This window comes from Spirillospora albida, from assembly GCF_000718255.1.
Classification (GTDB): Bacteria; Actinomycetota; Actinomycetes; order Streptosporangiales; family Streptosporangiaceae; genus Spirillospora; species Spirillospora albida.
The window spans coordinates 325,993-339,546 of the sequence record NZ_JOFJ01000005.1 but is presented as its reverse complement, the minus strand read 5'-3'; the positions used below and the strand labels follow the sequence as shown (position 1 = coordinate 339,546).

The window sequence follows — 13,554 nt, the reverse complement described above, 5'->3', positions numbered from 1 at the left end:
TTGCCCTTACGGCGGACGAGCCGGCCGGGCGGCCGCGTCGGGGAGCGATCCTCGCCGAGGAAAGTCCGGGCTCCACAGGGCAGGGTGGTCGGTAACACCGACCCGGGGTGACCCGCGGGAAAGTGCAACAGAGAGCAGACCGCCACCGGCTCGCCGGTGGTAAGGGTGAAACGGTGAGGTAAGAGCTCACCAGCGCCCACGGCGACGTGGGCGGCTAGGTAAACCCCACCCGGAGCAAGGTCAAGAAGGGAAGCGGCGCTTCCCGCGCAGGCGTCCGAGGGCGGCCCGCCCGAGCCTGCGGGTAGACCGCTGGAGACCGCCGGCAACGGCGGCCCTAGATGGATGGCCGTCACCCGCCGCCGTGCGCGGCGGGCACAGAACCCGGCTTACAGGCCGACTCGTCCGCCGCCCTTTCCCTGTTGCGCGCGAAATAGTCCTGAAATGGGACGTGGGGTGTAACTCGGTTGGTTCGGGTCACGCGACACAGACCGGACGATATGGCGCGCTTACCGTTCTGGTAGGGCCGACGGAGGGGTCGGTGCGGGGCCCGGAGACGGTCTCCCGCGGAGAGGAGCGCACATGCTCGCCATCGTGATCATGCTGACGGCGTTCGCCGGGGTGCTGCTGTCGCTGGTCTACCTGTTCTACCTGTGGGACTTCGCGCGGGCCAGCCGCCGGGACGCGCTGTTCCTGCCCGCCTCCGACCGGCGCGCGCGGCGCGCGCGCCGGGTGACGGGCATGTACACGCGGGGCGGCGGCACCGGTGCCGCCGCCGACGACGAGCTCGTGGGCCGCTGAGAGGTCAGACCGGGCGGGCCTCGTCGGGGACGGGGCCGAACGTGCCGGTGGAGCGGTCGAGGACGTGGACGTTCGCGGTCTGGAGGTCGAGGTAGAGGCCGACGAGCTCGATCTCGCCGGACTCGACCCGCTCCCTCAGCCAGGGATAGGTCAGCAGGTTGTCGAGCTGCTGCATGACGTTGATCTTGCAGAGCCGGGTGATCGGCGCCTCGTCCGTCGGGTCGCTCTCCAGGTAGCGGGCGAGGGTGTGGTGACCGTGCCGGATCCAGCGGCTGAGGCCCTCTAGGTGCTCGACCTCGGTGCCGCCGGCGAGGAGCGCGGCCATCGCGCCGCAGTTGGAGTGGCCGCAGACGGTGATCGTCCGGATGTCGAGGACGTTGATGGCGTACTCGACGGTGGCCGCGACGGAGTCGTCGTGCGGGGTCGACTCGTAGCGGGGGACGAGGTTGCCGACGTTGCGGTTGATGAACAGGTCGCCGGGACCGCTCGCCGTGATGATGTTCGGCACGACGCGGCTGTCCACGCAGGTGATGAAGAGGTGCTCGGGCTTCTGCTCCATCGCCAGTTCGGCCATGATCGGCCGGACGAGGCGCGCGGTGCTGCCGTGGTATTCCCGGACGCCGTCGAGCAGCAGCGCGCTGGCGTCCGGCAGGTCGACCGGGAATTCGGACTTGCGGCGCCGGTTCGCCCAGGGCGCCCACCAGCGGGACTGGAGGGGCGTTTTACGTACCGGAGACATATCGCCTGTCACGGCTCTTTCATACCAAGCCTCGTGGATCTCGTCGATGTCGACCCTCCCCCCTTGGCGTTCGTGGCCGCGTTTCCACTGGTGGATGGCGTCGAAGGCGGCGTGGTCCATGAAGTCGACGTTCAGGTCCAGATCCACGGAGGCGCCCGCCGGGACGTCCTCCAGCACCCCCATGACGCGCGGGACGCCGAGGAAGGTCAGGGAGCCCTCCACGACCACGTGCCAGCGCGCCGGCAGCGGGCCGTCGTCCGGCAGCGCGGCGAGGCGCTCGGCCCGCACCCGCAGCCGGGTGAGCCGCCGCAGCGCCAGCACCGCCATGACCCCGATGCCGAGCAGGACGCCCTCGCCGAGGCCGAGGACCACGACGCCGATGAGGGTCGCGATGTACGCGGTGGCCTCGCGGTGGTGCCGCAGGTCGCGGAGGCGGGCCGTGTCGAGCATCCGGACGCCGAGCACCACCAGCAGCGCCGCGAGCGCCGACAGCGGCACCCGCTCGATCAGCGGGCCGCACGACAGCGCGAGCACCAGTACCCAGCAGCCGTGCAGGACCGACGACCAGCGCGTCCGCGCGCCGGCCTGCACGTTCGCGCTGCTGCGGACGATCACCCCGGCGATCGGCAGGCCGCCGAGGAAGCCCGACACGGTGTTCCCCGCGCCCTGTCCGATCAGCTCGCGGTCGAGGTCGGCGCGCGGGACGCCGGGCGGCCGCGTCCGATCGATGGCGACGCTGCACAGGAGCGACTCGACGGACGCGACCAGCGCGATCAGCACGACGGCGCCGACGACGCCCGGCAGCGGGCCGTGCGGGACGACGGGCGGGCCCCAGCCGGACAGCAGCGCGTCCGGCAGGTCCACGCGGGGCGCGCTCCAGCCGAGCGCCCAGGCGGCGAGGGTGGTGACGGCGATCGCGGGCAGCGGGGCGGGAACGAGCCGGGCCGCGCGGCCGCCGTACCTCGCCCAGCCGACCAGGACGGCGATCGTCAGCGCCCCAAGCAGCGCCGGATGCGCCTGCGGCCCGGCGAGCTGGCCGGGCAGTTCCCGCAGGTTGGCGAGCGGTGACTGCTGCGGGCTGCCGCCCAGCAGCACGTGCACCTGCGCCAGGACGAGGACGACGCCGACCCCGGCCAGCATCCCGTGCACGACCGCGGGGGACACGGCGAGGGCGGTCCGGGCGACGCGGCTCGCGCCGAGCGCGAGCTGGAGCAGCCCGCCGAGCAGGGTGATGGTGCAGGTGGCGCGCCAGCCGTAGGTCTGGACGAGCTGTGCCACGATCACCGTCAGCCCGGCGGCCGGGCCGCTCACCTGCAACGGCGTGCCGCCGATGAGCCCGGCCACGATGCCGCCGACGATCGCGGCGATCAGTCCGGCGGCGACGGGGGCGCCGGACGCCACCGCGATGCCGAGTGACAGCGGGATCGCCACCAGGAACACGACGAACGATGCGAGCAGGTCATACCGGAGAGTCGATACGCGAGGTGTTGTGGGAGTCACGCAGCGTATATAACCATGGTTCGCGGGCTTCACCCCCGGAAACACGACAGGGCCGCCGAATCAACCGGCGGCCCTGTGCGGACGGACGACCTAGCGGCGGTACTCGCCGTGCCGCTGCCAGTCGTCCGGCGGCTGCTGCGTGCCGTACTGGTCCTGCTCGTTCGGCGGGTAGCCGCCCTGCTGGCCGCCGTAGTAGCCGGAGCCGTACGCCTGGGTGGCGTTCGGGTCCTGCGGCGGGGCGGTGAGCGGGTCGCCGCCGTTGTAGCTGCTGCCGCTGAAGTCGCCGTAGCCGCCGGAGGCGTTGTGCGCCCCGCCGCCGGGACCGCCCTGGGCGCCGCCGCCCTGACCGGTGTCCGAGCCGTACGGGCCGTAGGGCTCCTGGCCGCCGCCGAGCGGGTCGTCGTAGCGCGGGCCGTCACCGTAGCCGGTGTTCTGCTCGCCGTACGCGGGCGCCGTCGGGTAGCCGTCGGGCTGGCCCTGCCCGTAGCCGGACGGGGCGCCGCCCGCGCCCTGGTCGTACCCGGACGCGCCGGGCGGCGGCCAGGGGCCGCCGGTGTTCCCGGAGCCGGGTGCGGGAGCGCTGGGGGCGGGCGCGCCCGACCCGAAGGGACCGGTGCCGAGCGGGTCGCCCAGCGGGTCGTTCAGCGACCCTCCGTAGGCGCCGCCGCCGTCGGCGGGGCCGGTCGTCCGCTGCCGGTCGGTCTGGATGCGCTGGAGCAGCTCGTCCACGGTGGGCAGCTTGTGGCCGTCGGTGTCGCCGCCGCCCTGCGCCGCGGCCGGGGCCGGGGCCGGGGGAGCCGCCGGCGGGGCCATGGGGGGCGCGGGCTGCTCGTAGCCGCCGAGCGCGGGCTCGTCCTGGCGGCCGAGGGGCAGTCCGAGCGGGTCGGACGTGCGGGGGTCGCCCGCCGCGGGCGTGCCGAGGGGCAGGTCGTAGGCGTCGGGACGGCCCTGCGGCGCACCGGGCCCGTAGGCGGGCTCGGGCGGACCCGACCCGTAGGGCTCGGGAGCGCCGTACTGCGGCTGCTCGGGACCGCCGTAGGGAGGCTGCTCGGGACCGCCGTACGGGGGCTGCTCCGGCGCGTTGTACTGGTCGCCCGGGACGCCGTACTGGTCGCCCGGCACGCCGTAGGGCGGGTCGGACTGCCCGTAGTCACCGGACGCGCCGTAGGCCGGCTGCGGCTCCTGGCCCCCGTACAGGGGCTGGTCGGGCGGGCCGTAGGGCCCCTGCGGGCCCGGCGCGCCGAGATCCGCGGGGATCGGGTCGTGCGCGGTCTGGCCGGGGTCGCCGACGCCGAACGAGGGGCCGCCCTGGAACGCGGGGGGCGGGGTCGGCATCTGCTGCGGACCGGTGCCGCCGCGTCCGCCGAGCGGCATCTCCGCGGCGAGGGGCGCGGGCTCGCCGGGCGGCGGGGCGTGCGGCTCCGGCGCCTGCTGGGTCTCCAGCGGGTCGGGCGCGTGCTCGGCGCCCTGGTGGTCGCCGTTGCGGTCGTGCTGCCAGGGGAACCGCGGCTTGTCGAACGTGATGGTGGCCCAGTAGTCGTCGTCCTCCATCTCGTCGGACGCGTGGGCGCTGGGAGGCGGCGGCGGGGACGCGGGGGTGGGCGCCGCGAGGGGACCGCCCGCGACGCGGCGGTCGACTCCCTGCTCGGGCGCGCCGGGGCCGTACTGGGCGCCGTCGTAGTCGTCCTCGTACCCGTCGTCGTACCCGGAGGAGGTGTACCCGGCGTTGGGGGGAGCGGCCTCGTTGTACCCGGCGTCGGCGTACCCGGGGTCGTTGTACCCGCCGTCGTACCCGTCGGGCGCGCCGTGTTCGTCGCGCGGTGGGAGGGCACGCCGGCCGCGCGGCTGCTGCTGCTGCGGCTCGTCGTCCATCCAGTCGTCGTCGTCGCGTCCTTGCTTGCCGGCCCGCAGGCCGAGGGCCACCAGGACGACCACGAGGACCACGACCACAATGAGGCCGAAGACCACGATGTAAGAAGTCATGCCACCACCCAATGCCTTGGCCCGGCGTATGCCGCCGGTGCGGACCGCGGATCCGTACCGTTCGCCGCCGGCGGCCGGTCGCCCTCGGAGCTAGCCCGATTCTGTCCGACTGCTATGACCGTTGTCACACCCTTCGCGCACATTTGCCCTCATCCGGCGTGTCCCACCCGGCCGTTCGGCCGGGTCGGGCACCCCTGTCAGCTCCGGCCCCCTGAGGGGCCCGCGACGACCGGGTTCTGTCAGGCCTCATGGTCAACGCGCCTGCTCGCCGCCGAAGTTCCCGGTGATCCGGCCCCGGCCCACGGTGTGCTCGGCGATGGCGCCGAGCGCGTCCTTCAGTGTCGCCCCGCTGCGAAACGGGGCCGGCGCGTCCAGCGCGTAGATGGTGAACCGGTACCGGTGCCGCTCCCCCTTGGGAGGGCACGGAGGCACGTAGCCCACCTTCTTTCCCGTGGTCACGCCTTCGACCGTGCTGTCCAGCCGGGCACCTTCGACGATCTCGTGCGTGGTGCCGTCGATGCCCGCGATCACCCAGTGGACGTAGGCGCCGTCCGGGTCGTCCACGACGATCGCGAACGACCTGGTCTCGGCCGGCGTCCCCGACCACCGCAGCGGCGGGGTCTTCCCCTGCCCGCCAGGGTACGTGCTGCAGCCGTAGCGCGTGGGCAAGTCGTGCCCATCACGGAAGACCGGGCTGGTCACCGTGAACCACTCCGACAGCTCCGCGCTCTTGTTCTGGGGCGGGCCGATCAGCCCGCAGCCGCTCAGCGCGCCCGCGAGCGCGAGGGCGCCCGCCGCGGCCAGGATCGGACGCCGGTCTCTGCTCATCATCGATAACGCTCCCGCGCGTGATCGTACGCGTCGGCCCGCCGGATCGCCTCGCATCCCGGCGGCGCGCTCGCCCGGGCGGCGCCCCCTTCCTCGGTCCGAGCCAACTTTAGGGGCTCCGCAGGGTGGAACGGGCGCATTCGTCCCGCGCCCTCGCCGCGCCGTGTCCCCGTCTCGTCCACCGGACGATGTGATGCGCGTCATGAGGCGTAGGTTCGGGTTTGTCCCACTATTTGAGAAGGAGTGGCTTAATTCACAGGGGTAGCCACGGTCCAGTTTGCCCTGACGAGAACAATCGCGGTTCTTTCGTTGTTATGGGTTGGTGCAGCGAAGATCTATCCGGTAGCTTGTGAATGTCTTCACAAGCCGACCGTGACAGGAGGGCCGCCATGGCCAGGACCGCTCAGGGCACCTCGGGCGCTCCCCACATCCTCATCGTGGGTGGCGGCTATGTGGGCATGTACACCGCACTGCGACTGCAGAAGAAGCTCCGTCGCGAGCTCAAGCGGGGCGAGGTCAAGGTCACGATCGTGGACCCCAACTCGTACATGACGTACCAGCCGTTCCTCCCCGAGGCCGCCGCCGGGAACATCTCCCCGCGGCACGTCGTCGTCCCGCTGCGCCGGGTGCTCCCCAAGTGCACGGTGCTCAAGGCGCGCGTCACCGAGCTGTCCCACGACGAGGGCTGGGCCATCGTCCAGCCCCTGGCCGGGCCGCCGGAGCGCATCGCCTACGACTACCTGGTCATGGCCGCCGGCGCGGTGCCGCGGCTGCTGCCGATCCCCGGCCTCGCCGAGAACGGCATCAGCCTCAAGACCGTCGGGGAGGCCATCCACCTGCGCAACCACGTCCTGGAGCAGCTGGAGATCGCCGAGTCGACCGACGACGAGGAGCTCCGCCGCAAGGCGCTCACCTTCGTCTTCGTCGGCGGCGGGTTCGCCGGCGTCGAGGCCGTCGCCGAGCTGGAGGACATGAGCCGGGACGCCACGAAGTACATGCGGAAGGTCACGCCGCAGGACCTGCGGTTCATGCTCGTCGAGGCCGCCGACCGCATCCTGCCGGAGGTCGGCCCCGACATGGGCAAGTGGACCGCCGAGCAGCTGCGCGGCCGCGGCATCGACGTGAAGATGAACACCTTCCTGCGGTCCGCCGTCGACGGGCGGATCGAGCTCTCGGACGGCAGCAGCTTCCACGCGGGGACGCTGGTCTGGAACGCGGGCGTCAAGCCGTCCCCCGTGGTGCGGCACGGCGACCTGCCCCTGGACGAGCGGGGCCGGGTGAAGGGCACCGAGTACCTCACGATCGAGGGCCGCGTCCGCGCCTTCACCGCCGGTGACAACGCCGCCATCCCGGACCTCACCCAGGAGGGCATGTTCTGCCCGCCGAACGCGCAGCACGCCGTCCGGCAGTCGAAGGTCCTCGCCGACAACCTCGTCCGGTCGCTGCGCGGCAAGGCGCTGAAGCCGTACGTGCACGGGAACGTGGGCGCCGTCGCCGGCCTCGGCCTGCACAAGGGCGTCGCGCAGACCTACGGGTTCAAGGTCAAGGGCTGGCCCGCCTGGTTCATGCACCGCAGCTACCACGGCGCGAAGGTGCCCACCTTCAACCGGAAGATCCGCGTCATGGCCGACTGGACGCTCGCGCTGTTCCTCAAGCGCGAGACGGTCTCCCTGGCGACCGTCGAGCAGCCGCGCGCCGACTTCGAGCTCGCCGCCCTCGACGAGGTGAAGCCGAAGCAGTCCGTGGCCTGACCGTCCGTCCCGGGCCCCGCCGGCGACCGGGCCGAAGCAGCCTCGGCCCGGTCGAACGCCCCGGCGCCCCCTCGCGAGGGAGCGCCGGGGCGTTCGCATGGCACGGCCGAGAACGCGTCGTAGGGACGACCGCGCGGACGCCCCTACGCGCGCTTCTTGAAGGCGTGCAGGGAGAGCGGGGCGAACACCAGCGAGATGCCGAGGCCCCACGCCAGCGCGATCCAGGCGTGCTCGAGGACGGGGCCGCCGACCAGCAGACCGCGCATCGCCTCGACCAGGTGTGTCACGGGGCTGTTGTCCATCACCCAGGCCACCGGACCGGGGATGCCGTCGGTCGACTTGATGAACGCGGTGCTGAGGAAGCTCAGCGGGAAGATCACCGTGAAGCCGAAGATCTGCACCTTCTCCGGCTCGTTGACGACCATGGCGATGTAGACCGACGTCCAGGAGAACAGCACCGCGAAGCTCAGCAGCAGGAGGAACGCCGAAAGCAGGGCGACGACGTTCGTCTCGAGGCGGAAGCCGATCGCGAAACCGACCAGCAGCAGGATCATCATCGACCACGCCTGCTTGACGGTGTCGGCGAGGATCCGGCCGGCGAGCGGGGCGCTGCGCGCGATCGGCAGGCTCCGGAACCGGTCGAACACGCCCTTGGTGATGTCGGTGTTCAGCCCGAAACCGGTGCTCATCCCGGCGAACAGGGCGTTCTGCGCGATGATCCCCGGGATCACCACCGGCAGGTACGCCTGCACGCTGCCCTCCATCGCCGGTCCGAAGACGTAGGCGAACAGCAGCACGAACATGATCGGCTGGATGGACAGGTCCAGCAGCTCCATCGGGTTGTGCTTGATCTGGACGAGGTTGCGCCACGCCAGCGTCAGCACGTTGCGCACGCCCGTCCCGGGCGAGACCCTCCTGGCCAGCCCCTCCGGGGCCAAGGTGGCGGTGCTCATGTGCGGGCCTCCTGCTTCGCGGCCGCGGCGAGCTCGTCGGCCTCGGCGTCGATGTCGTCGGTGTGGTGGCCGGTGAGGGCGAAGAAGACCTCGTCCAGGCTGGACTTGCGCAGCGACAGCTCGCCCACGGCGATCCCGGCGTCGTCGAGGCGGCGGACCACCGCGGGCATCAGCGCCGGGTCGGTGATCGGCGCGGCGATCAGGCCGTCGCGCAGTTCGGGCTCGCTGCCGGCGAGCTCCCCGACGATCGCGGCGGCGTTGCCGACCTCGGCCGCGCGCAGCGGCCGGACCTCCAGGATCTGTCCGCCGACCTGGGACTTCAGGGTGTCGGACGTGCCGTGCGCGATCACCTGGCCGCGGTCGATCACGACGATGTCGTCGGCGAGCTGGTCGGCCTCCTCCAGGTACTGGGTGGTGAGGAGGACGGTGACGCCGTCGTCGGTGAGGCCGCGGACGATGTCCCACAGGCCGCCGCGGCTGCGGGGGTCGAGGCCGGTCGTCGGCTCGTCCAGGAACAGGATCTGCGGGCGGCCGATGAGGCTGGCGGCGAGGTCGAGGCGGCGGCGCATGCCGCCCGAGTACGTCTTCGCGGCCCGCTCGGCGGCCTCGGTCAGCTCGAACCGGTCGAGCAGCTCGGCGGCACGGGCCCTGGAGTCGCGCCGGGACATGCCGAGCAGCCGACCGATGAGGATCAGGTTCTCGGTGCCGGTGAGCATCTCGTCCACGCCGGCGTACTGGCCGGTGAGGCCGATCAGCTGGCGCACCCGGTGCGCGTCCTTGTGCACGTCGAACCCGCCGACCCGGGCGCTGCCCTCCGTCGGCTCGATCAATGTGGCGAGGATTCTGGTGGTCGTGGTCTTCCCGGCGCCGTTCGGGCCGAGAATGCCGAGGACCGTTCCCGGTTCGGCGGTGAGGGAGACGCCCGCGAGGGCCTCCGTCGCGCCGAACCGTTTCACCAGGCCTTCGGCCTGGATTGCGTAGGTCATGTGATCTCCTGCATCTCGTCTGACCGGACTGACCGCGAAGACCTGCAAAAGTAAGCGGAGTCCGGTGTGATCCGCACCTCTTTTTCCGCCGCCCGAGGCACCCTGACGACTGTCCCACCTCCCACTGACAGAACGCCGACGCCCAGGTGAGGGCGGTACGACCGGAAATCGTCGGCGTGCCACCGCGCCTCCTGGATCTACACTCACGGTGTGACGTCGGTCCGGCACGGTCACCACCCCCGCGGCGGGGAGCCGTCCCCGCCGCGCTTGAGGCCGCCCGCCTACCGGGTCTCGCCCCGCGCGATCGCGCACTGGGCGATCGAGTACCTCCTTGTCTGGGGCCTGCTGTTCGGCCTCGCGCTCGGCGTGGCCGCCTGGATCGGCGACTCGGGCTGGAGCGCCCTGCCCGGCTGGCTGTCCGACCGCGTCCGGCTGCTGCCGCACGCCGTCGGCGGCGCCGGGCTGCTCATGGTGGCGGTCGCGCCGGTCTGGCGGTACCGGGTCCACCGCTGGGAGGTCAGCGCGGACGTCCTCTACACCCGGACGGGCTGGTTCAGCCGCGAATGGCTGCTGGTCCCCGTCAGCCGGATCCAGACGGTCGACACCGAGCAGGGCTGGATCGAGCGGCTCCTCGGCCTCGCGACGATCGAGGTGAACACCGCGTCCCACACCGGTTCGTCGGAGTTGTCCGGCCTGCCGGTGGGCGTCGCGACCCGGCTCGCGGAGGACCTCGCGCACCGCGCCCACGACCTCCGCGACGACGCCACGTGAACGTCCACGGCGAGGCGTCCCCGGCGGTGCGCGATCCGCACCTTCCGGACGACTCCGCGCCGGGCCGGCGGCTGCATCCGCTCACGTTCGTGGTGGGCGCCGTCCGGGAGATGCTCGCGCTGCTGGCGGCGGGGGCGACGGGCCTGCTCGTGGGCGGGCTGTCCACCGCCTTCTACTTCACGCTCGCCGGGCTGCTGTTCGGCCTGGTGTTCCACGTCGTCAGCTGGGGGACGTTCACCTACGTCCTGTACGACGACCGCATCGAGCTGCGCCGCGCCCTCGTCGGACGGTCGGTGAAGAGCATCCCGCGCGACCGGATCCGCGGCGTCGACATCAGCGCGTCGCTCCCGCACCGCCTGCTCCGCCTCGCGGTCGTCCACATCGACGCGGGCGCCGACGGCGGCGAGGGCACGCTGAACGCGGTGTCGCGGCAGGAGGCGGAGCGGCTCCGCCGCGCCCTGCTCACCCGAACCGGCGCCGTGCCGCGCCTCCGGCCCCTCGGCCGGATGCGGCGGCGCTGGTACGTGTACGCGCCGCTCAGCGGGGCGTATCTGCTCACGCCGTTCGCCCTGGCGGGCAGCCTCCTCGGCACCCTCTACAACGTGGGCGACGACCTCGGGCTGATCACCCGGGACCGCGTCGAGGCCATCGCCCATGACATGGTGGGCCTGCCGCCCGCCGTCGTCGTCGCCCTCGCGATCCTCGTCCTGCTCGCCATGCCGATCATGTCGATCGTCGTGTTCATGCTGTTCAACTGGGACTTCACCCTGTACGCGCGGGGCGGCTCGCTGGTCGCGGAGCGCGGCCTGATCACCCGCCGCAGCGTGTCGCTGGAGCGGCGGCGGCTGCGCGGCGTCGAGCTCGCCGACAATCCGTTCGAGCGGATGTCGGGGGTGGCGCGCCTGGGCGCGCTGGTCACCGGCCTGGGCGACGCCGCGCACCGGGGGCGGCTGCTGCCCGCCGCGCCCCGTCCGGTGGCGGTGTCGCTGGCGGCGCGCGTGCTGGGGGAGCTTCCGGGGCCGCTGCGCCGCCATCCGCGCGCGGCGCGCGGACGGCGCGTGGTGCGGGCGGTCGCCCCGCCGCTCGGCGTCGGCGCGCTCGCCCTCCTCGCCGGGCAGCCGTGGGTGGCGGGGACCTGCGGGGCGCTGGCCGTCCTCGCGGTCCCGCTGGGGCTGGACCGGTACCGGCAGCTCGGCCACGCCACCGACGACGCGCGCCTCACCGTCCGCTCCGGGTCGCTGCGCCGCCGCCAGGTGGTCGTGGAGCACGGCGCCGTGGTGGGGTGGCGGATCCGCCGCACGCTGTTCCAGCGGAGACTGGGCCTCGCCACCCTCTCCGTCGCCGTCGGCGCGGGAGAGGGCGGCTACCAGGCCGTCGACATGGCGGAGCCGGACGCGGTCGCCCTCGCGGCCGCCATCACGCCCGCGTGGGTGACCCCGTTCCTGGCGGCGCCTACTCCGGGCGGCGGGCGCCGAACATGATCTCGTCCCAGGACGGGACGGACGCGCGCTTGCCCTTGGCCTTGCGGCGGCTGCGCGCGGGCCGCTGAGCCGCCGGCGCCTCGGTGGCCGCCGCTGCCGCCGCGGCGGGCGCCGGCTTCTCCTGGGGGGCGGCGACCGGTGCGGCGGGCATCGTCGGACGGGCCGTCGGCTTCTTCTTCGCGGGCGGGCGCGCGGGCTCGCGCCGCGCCGGACGCTGCGGCGGCACCGGCTGCGGCTGCTCCACCGCGGCGGCGGGCTCCACGGGACGCTCCTGCGGCTCTTCCTCCGCCTCGGCCGGGGGCTCGGCGGCCGGCTCGGCGGAGACGGGCTCGTCGCGCCGGTGCTGGACGGGCCGCTCCCGGACGGGTGGGTCGTCGGCGGGGCGCTCGCCGACGGAGTCGTCGGCGGCCGGGCCGGGGGCCTCCGACTCCGGCACGGAGCGTTCCTGCGCGGGGGCCTCCTCAGGAGCCTGTGCGGCGGGCTGAGCGGGCGCCGCCTCGGCGGCCGCCTCGTCCGCCCGGGGCTCCTCCGCAACGGGCTCCTCCGCGGCGGGCTCCGCGGGCGGCTCCGGGGCGGCGGGAGCGGGGGCCTGCTCGATCCGCTCGGGCGCGGCGGCCTCCGCCGTCCGGTCGTCCTCGGCGGCGACCTCTTCCGGGGACTCCTCGTCCTCTGCGGCGACCGCGTCCTGTGCGGTGGGCGCGTCCTCTGCGGTCTCCTGCGGACGGACGTCCTCCCGCGGCGCGACCGCCTCGACGGCGGACTCCGCGTCGACCTGCTCGGCGGCGGGAGCCTCGTCCTCCCACGCCGCCTCCGCCTCCGGCTCCGGTTCGGGGGCACGCGGAGGCGGAGGGGCGGCCTCGCGCACGGCGGGCTCGGGGTCGCGGAACGCGGGACGGGGGTCGACCATCCGGCCGCGCTCGATGATGTACTCGCGCGGCTCCGCCGCCCGCAGGGAGTGCTCGGGCGTGCGGAGGGCGGGCTCGGGTGCGCGCAGGGGCGGCTCGGGGGCACGCTGCGGCTCCGGGACGCGCAGCCGGGTGTCGGACCGTTCGGGGTCAGCGACGACCTTCATCGCGGGACGGCGCGGCACGAGCGGAGTGACGGTGTCGGACAGGGACTCGTCGTCCTCCCACTCCACGGCCGTGAGGCGCGCGGCGATCTCGTCCAGCGGCGAGACGTGCCGGCGGCGCGGGTCGAAGACCCACTCGGCCGCGTGCGGGCGGCCGCTGTCGAAGAAGGACAGGCGGATGCGCCAGGTGCTGTCCTCGCACTTCCAGGCGTCCCACTCGACCTCTTCGAGATCGACGCCGCCGCGGCCGAGGCGCTCCTCGACGGTCTCACCGAGCGGCGGCCCGGGGGTGGTCTCGCCCGGCCGCCGGACGGCGACGCGCTGCGCCTGCTGGGCCATGTACTCGCGTTCCTGCAGGACGGGCCCCTCGAACCAGCGGACGCGTTCGACCGGGATACCCGCCGATTCGGCGATCTCCTCCGCGGTCTCGCCCGACCGGATACGGGCCTGGATCTCCTTGGGACGCAAGGAACTCTCCACTTCGATCTCGAACTGGCCGAGGCGGGAGAAGTGCCCACGGACCGCGGCTCTCAGCCGGTCGTCGACGGGCAGGGTGAACCGGGTGCCCCGGCCCGCGGTCGCCAGGACGAGGTACGTTCCGTCCTCGCTGACCGCGACGAGGCGCAGCTCCTGCATGCGTGTCCTTCCTGCCCTGTCCTGACGGCACGGAGGGCGCCGGACGACCGTGTGGCCGG

At 73.5% G+C, this 13,554-nt stretch carries 10 protein-coding genes and 1 other RNA gene; 5 read left to right on the top strand and 6 right to left on the bottom strand.

Going from position 1 to position 13,554, the window contains the following annotated elements:
* The first annotated feature begins 16 nt into the window (after positions 1-16).
* Positions 17-405, top strand: an RNA gene (gene rnpB / locus IE99_RS30195) — RNase P RNA component class A.
* A gap of 174 nt (positions 406-579) precedes the next feature.
* On the top strand, positions 580-798 hold the full coding sequence (locus IE99_RS0109545) for a hypothetical protein (RefSeq protein ID WP_245623131.1): 219 nt from the start codon (positions 580-582) through the stop codon (positions 796-798).
* Positions 799-802: 4 nt separating this feature from the next.
* Here the strand turns inward: IE99_RS0109545 and IE99_RS0109540 are convergent, their stop codons facing one another.
* From IE99_RS0109540 to IE99_RS0109530, 3 genes are all read right to left on the bottom strand, one after another.
* Entirely contained in the window at positions 803-2,977 is a 2,175-nt protein-coding gene (locus IE99_RS0109540) for a SulP family inorganic anion transporter (protein ID WP_245623130.1), read from the bottom strand.
* Between the two features lie 150 nt (positions 2,978-3,127).
* The gene (locus IE99_RS0109535; protein WP_157610168.1) at positions 3,128-5,020 is read right to left on the bottom strand and encodes a hypothetical protein; all 1,893 of its coding nucleotides are present in this window, start codon (positions 5,018-5,020) and stop codon (positions 3,128-3,130) included.
* Positions 5,021-5,272: 252 nt separating this feature from the next.
* Complete coding sequence (locus IE99_RS0109530; RefSeq protein ID WP_030166887.1) at positions 5,273-5,851, bottom strand: YbhB/YbcL family Raf kinase inhibitor-like protein; 579 nt, start codon at positions 5,849-5,851, stop codon at positions 5,273-5,275.
* 386 nt (positions 5,852-6,237) lie between these two features.
* On the opposite strand from IE99_RS0109530, the gene IE99_RS0109525 reads away from it, so the two are divergent.
* A complete protein-coding gene (locus IE99_RS0109525; protein WP_037558949.1) occupies positions 6,238-7,599 on the top strand; it encodes an NAD(P)/FAD-dependent oxidoreductase in 1,362 nt (453 codons plus the stop codon).
* A 143-nt stretch (positions 7,600-7,742) separates the two neighbouring features.
* Here IE99_RS0109525 and IE99_RS0109520 read toward each other — a convergent pair whose 3' ends face one another.
* On the bottom strand, positions 7,743-8,552 hold the full coding sequence (locus IE99_RS0109520; RefSeq protein WP_030166881.1) for an ABC transporter permease: 810 nt from the start codon (positions 8,550-8,552) through the stop codon (positions 7,743-7,745).
* A complete protein-coding gene (locus IE99_RS0109515) occupies positions 8,549-9,538 on the bottom strand; it encodes a daunorubicin resistance protein DrrA family ABC transporter ATP-binding protein (RefSeq protein ID WP_030166878.1) in 990 nt (329 codons plus the stop codon). The genes IE99_RS0109520 and IE99_RS0109515 overlap by 4 nt, the downstream gene beginning before the upstream one ends.
* 210 nt (positions 9,539-9,748) lie before the next feature.
* Here IE99_RS0109515 and IE99_RS0109510 point away from each other — a divergent pair, with 210 nt between their 5' ends.
* On the top strand, positions 9,749-10,309 hold the full coding sequence (locus tag IE99_RS0109510) for a PH domain-containing protein (RefSeq protein WP_030166875.1): 561 nt from the start codon (positions 9,749-9,751) through the stop codon (positions 10,307-10,309).
* The gene (locus IE99_RS0109505; protein WP_245623129.1) at positions 10,306-11,790 is read left to right on the top strand and encodes a PH domain-containing protein; all 1,485 of its coding nucleotides are present in this window, start codon (positions 10,306-10,308) and stop codon (positions 11,788-11,790) included. The genes IE99_RS0109510 and IE99_RS0109505 overlap by 4 nt, the downstream gene beginning before the upstream one ends.
* Here the strand turns inward: IE99_RS0109505 and sepH are convergent.
* The gene (gene sepH / locus IE99_RS0109500) at positions 11,762-13,495 is read right to left on the bottom strand and encodes a septation protein SepH (RefSeq protein ID WP_030166869.1); all 1,734 of its coding nucleotides are present in this window, start codon (positions 13,493-13,495) and stop codon (positions 11,762-11,764) included. The genes IE99_RS0109505 and sepH overlap by 29 nt on opposite strands.
* Between the last annotated feature and the right edge of the window lie 59 nt (positions 13,496-13,554).

What these genes read in the sequence shown, in the direction of transcription:
- IE99_RS0109525 (WP_037558949.1), top strand. Translation starts at nt 6,238, where the DNA reads ATGGCCAGGACCGCTCAGGGCACCTCGGGCGCTCCCCACATCCTCATC.
- IE99_RS0109530 (WP_030166887.1), bottom strand. Translation starts at nt 5,851, where the DNA reads ATGATGAGCAGAGACCGGCGTCCGATCCTGGCCGCGGCGGGCGCCCTC.
- IE99_RS0109535 (WP_157610168.1), bottom strand. Translation starts at nt 5,020, where the DNA reads ATGACTTCTTACATCGTGGTCTTCGGCCTCATTGTGGTCGTGGTCCTC.
- sepH (WP_030166869.1), bottom strand. Translation starts at nt 13,495, where the DNA reads ATGCAGGAGCTGCGCCTCGTCGCGGTCAGCGAGGACGGAACGTACCTC.
- IE99_RS0109545 (WP_245623131.1), top strand. Translation starts at nt 580, where the DNA reads ATGCTCGCCATCGTGATCATGCTGACGGCGTTCGCCGGGGTGCTGCTG.
- IE99_RS0109515 (WP_030166878.1), bottom strand. Translation starts at nt 9,538, where the DNA reads ATGACCTACGCAATCCAGGCCGAAGGCCTGGTGAAACGGTTCGGCGCG.
- IE99_RS0109520 (WP_030166881.1), bottom strand. Translation starts at nt 8,552, where the DNA reads ATGAGCACCGCCACCTTGGCCCCGGAGGGGCTGGCCAGGAGGGTCTCG.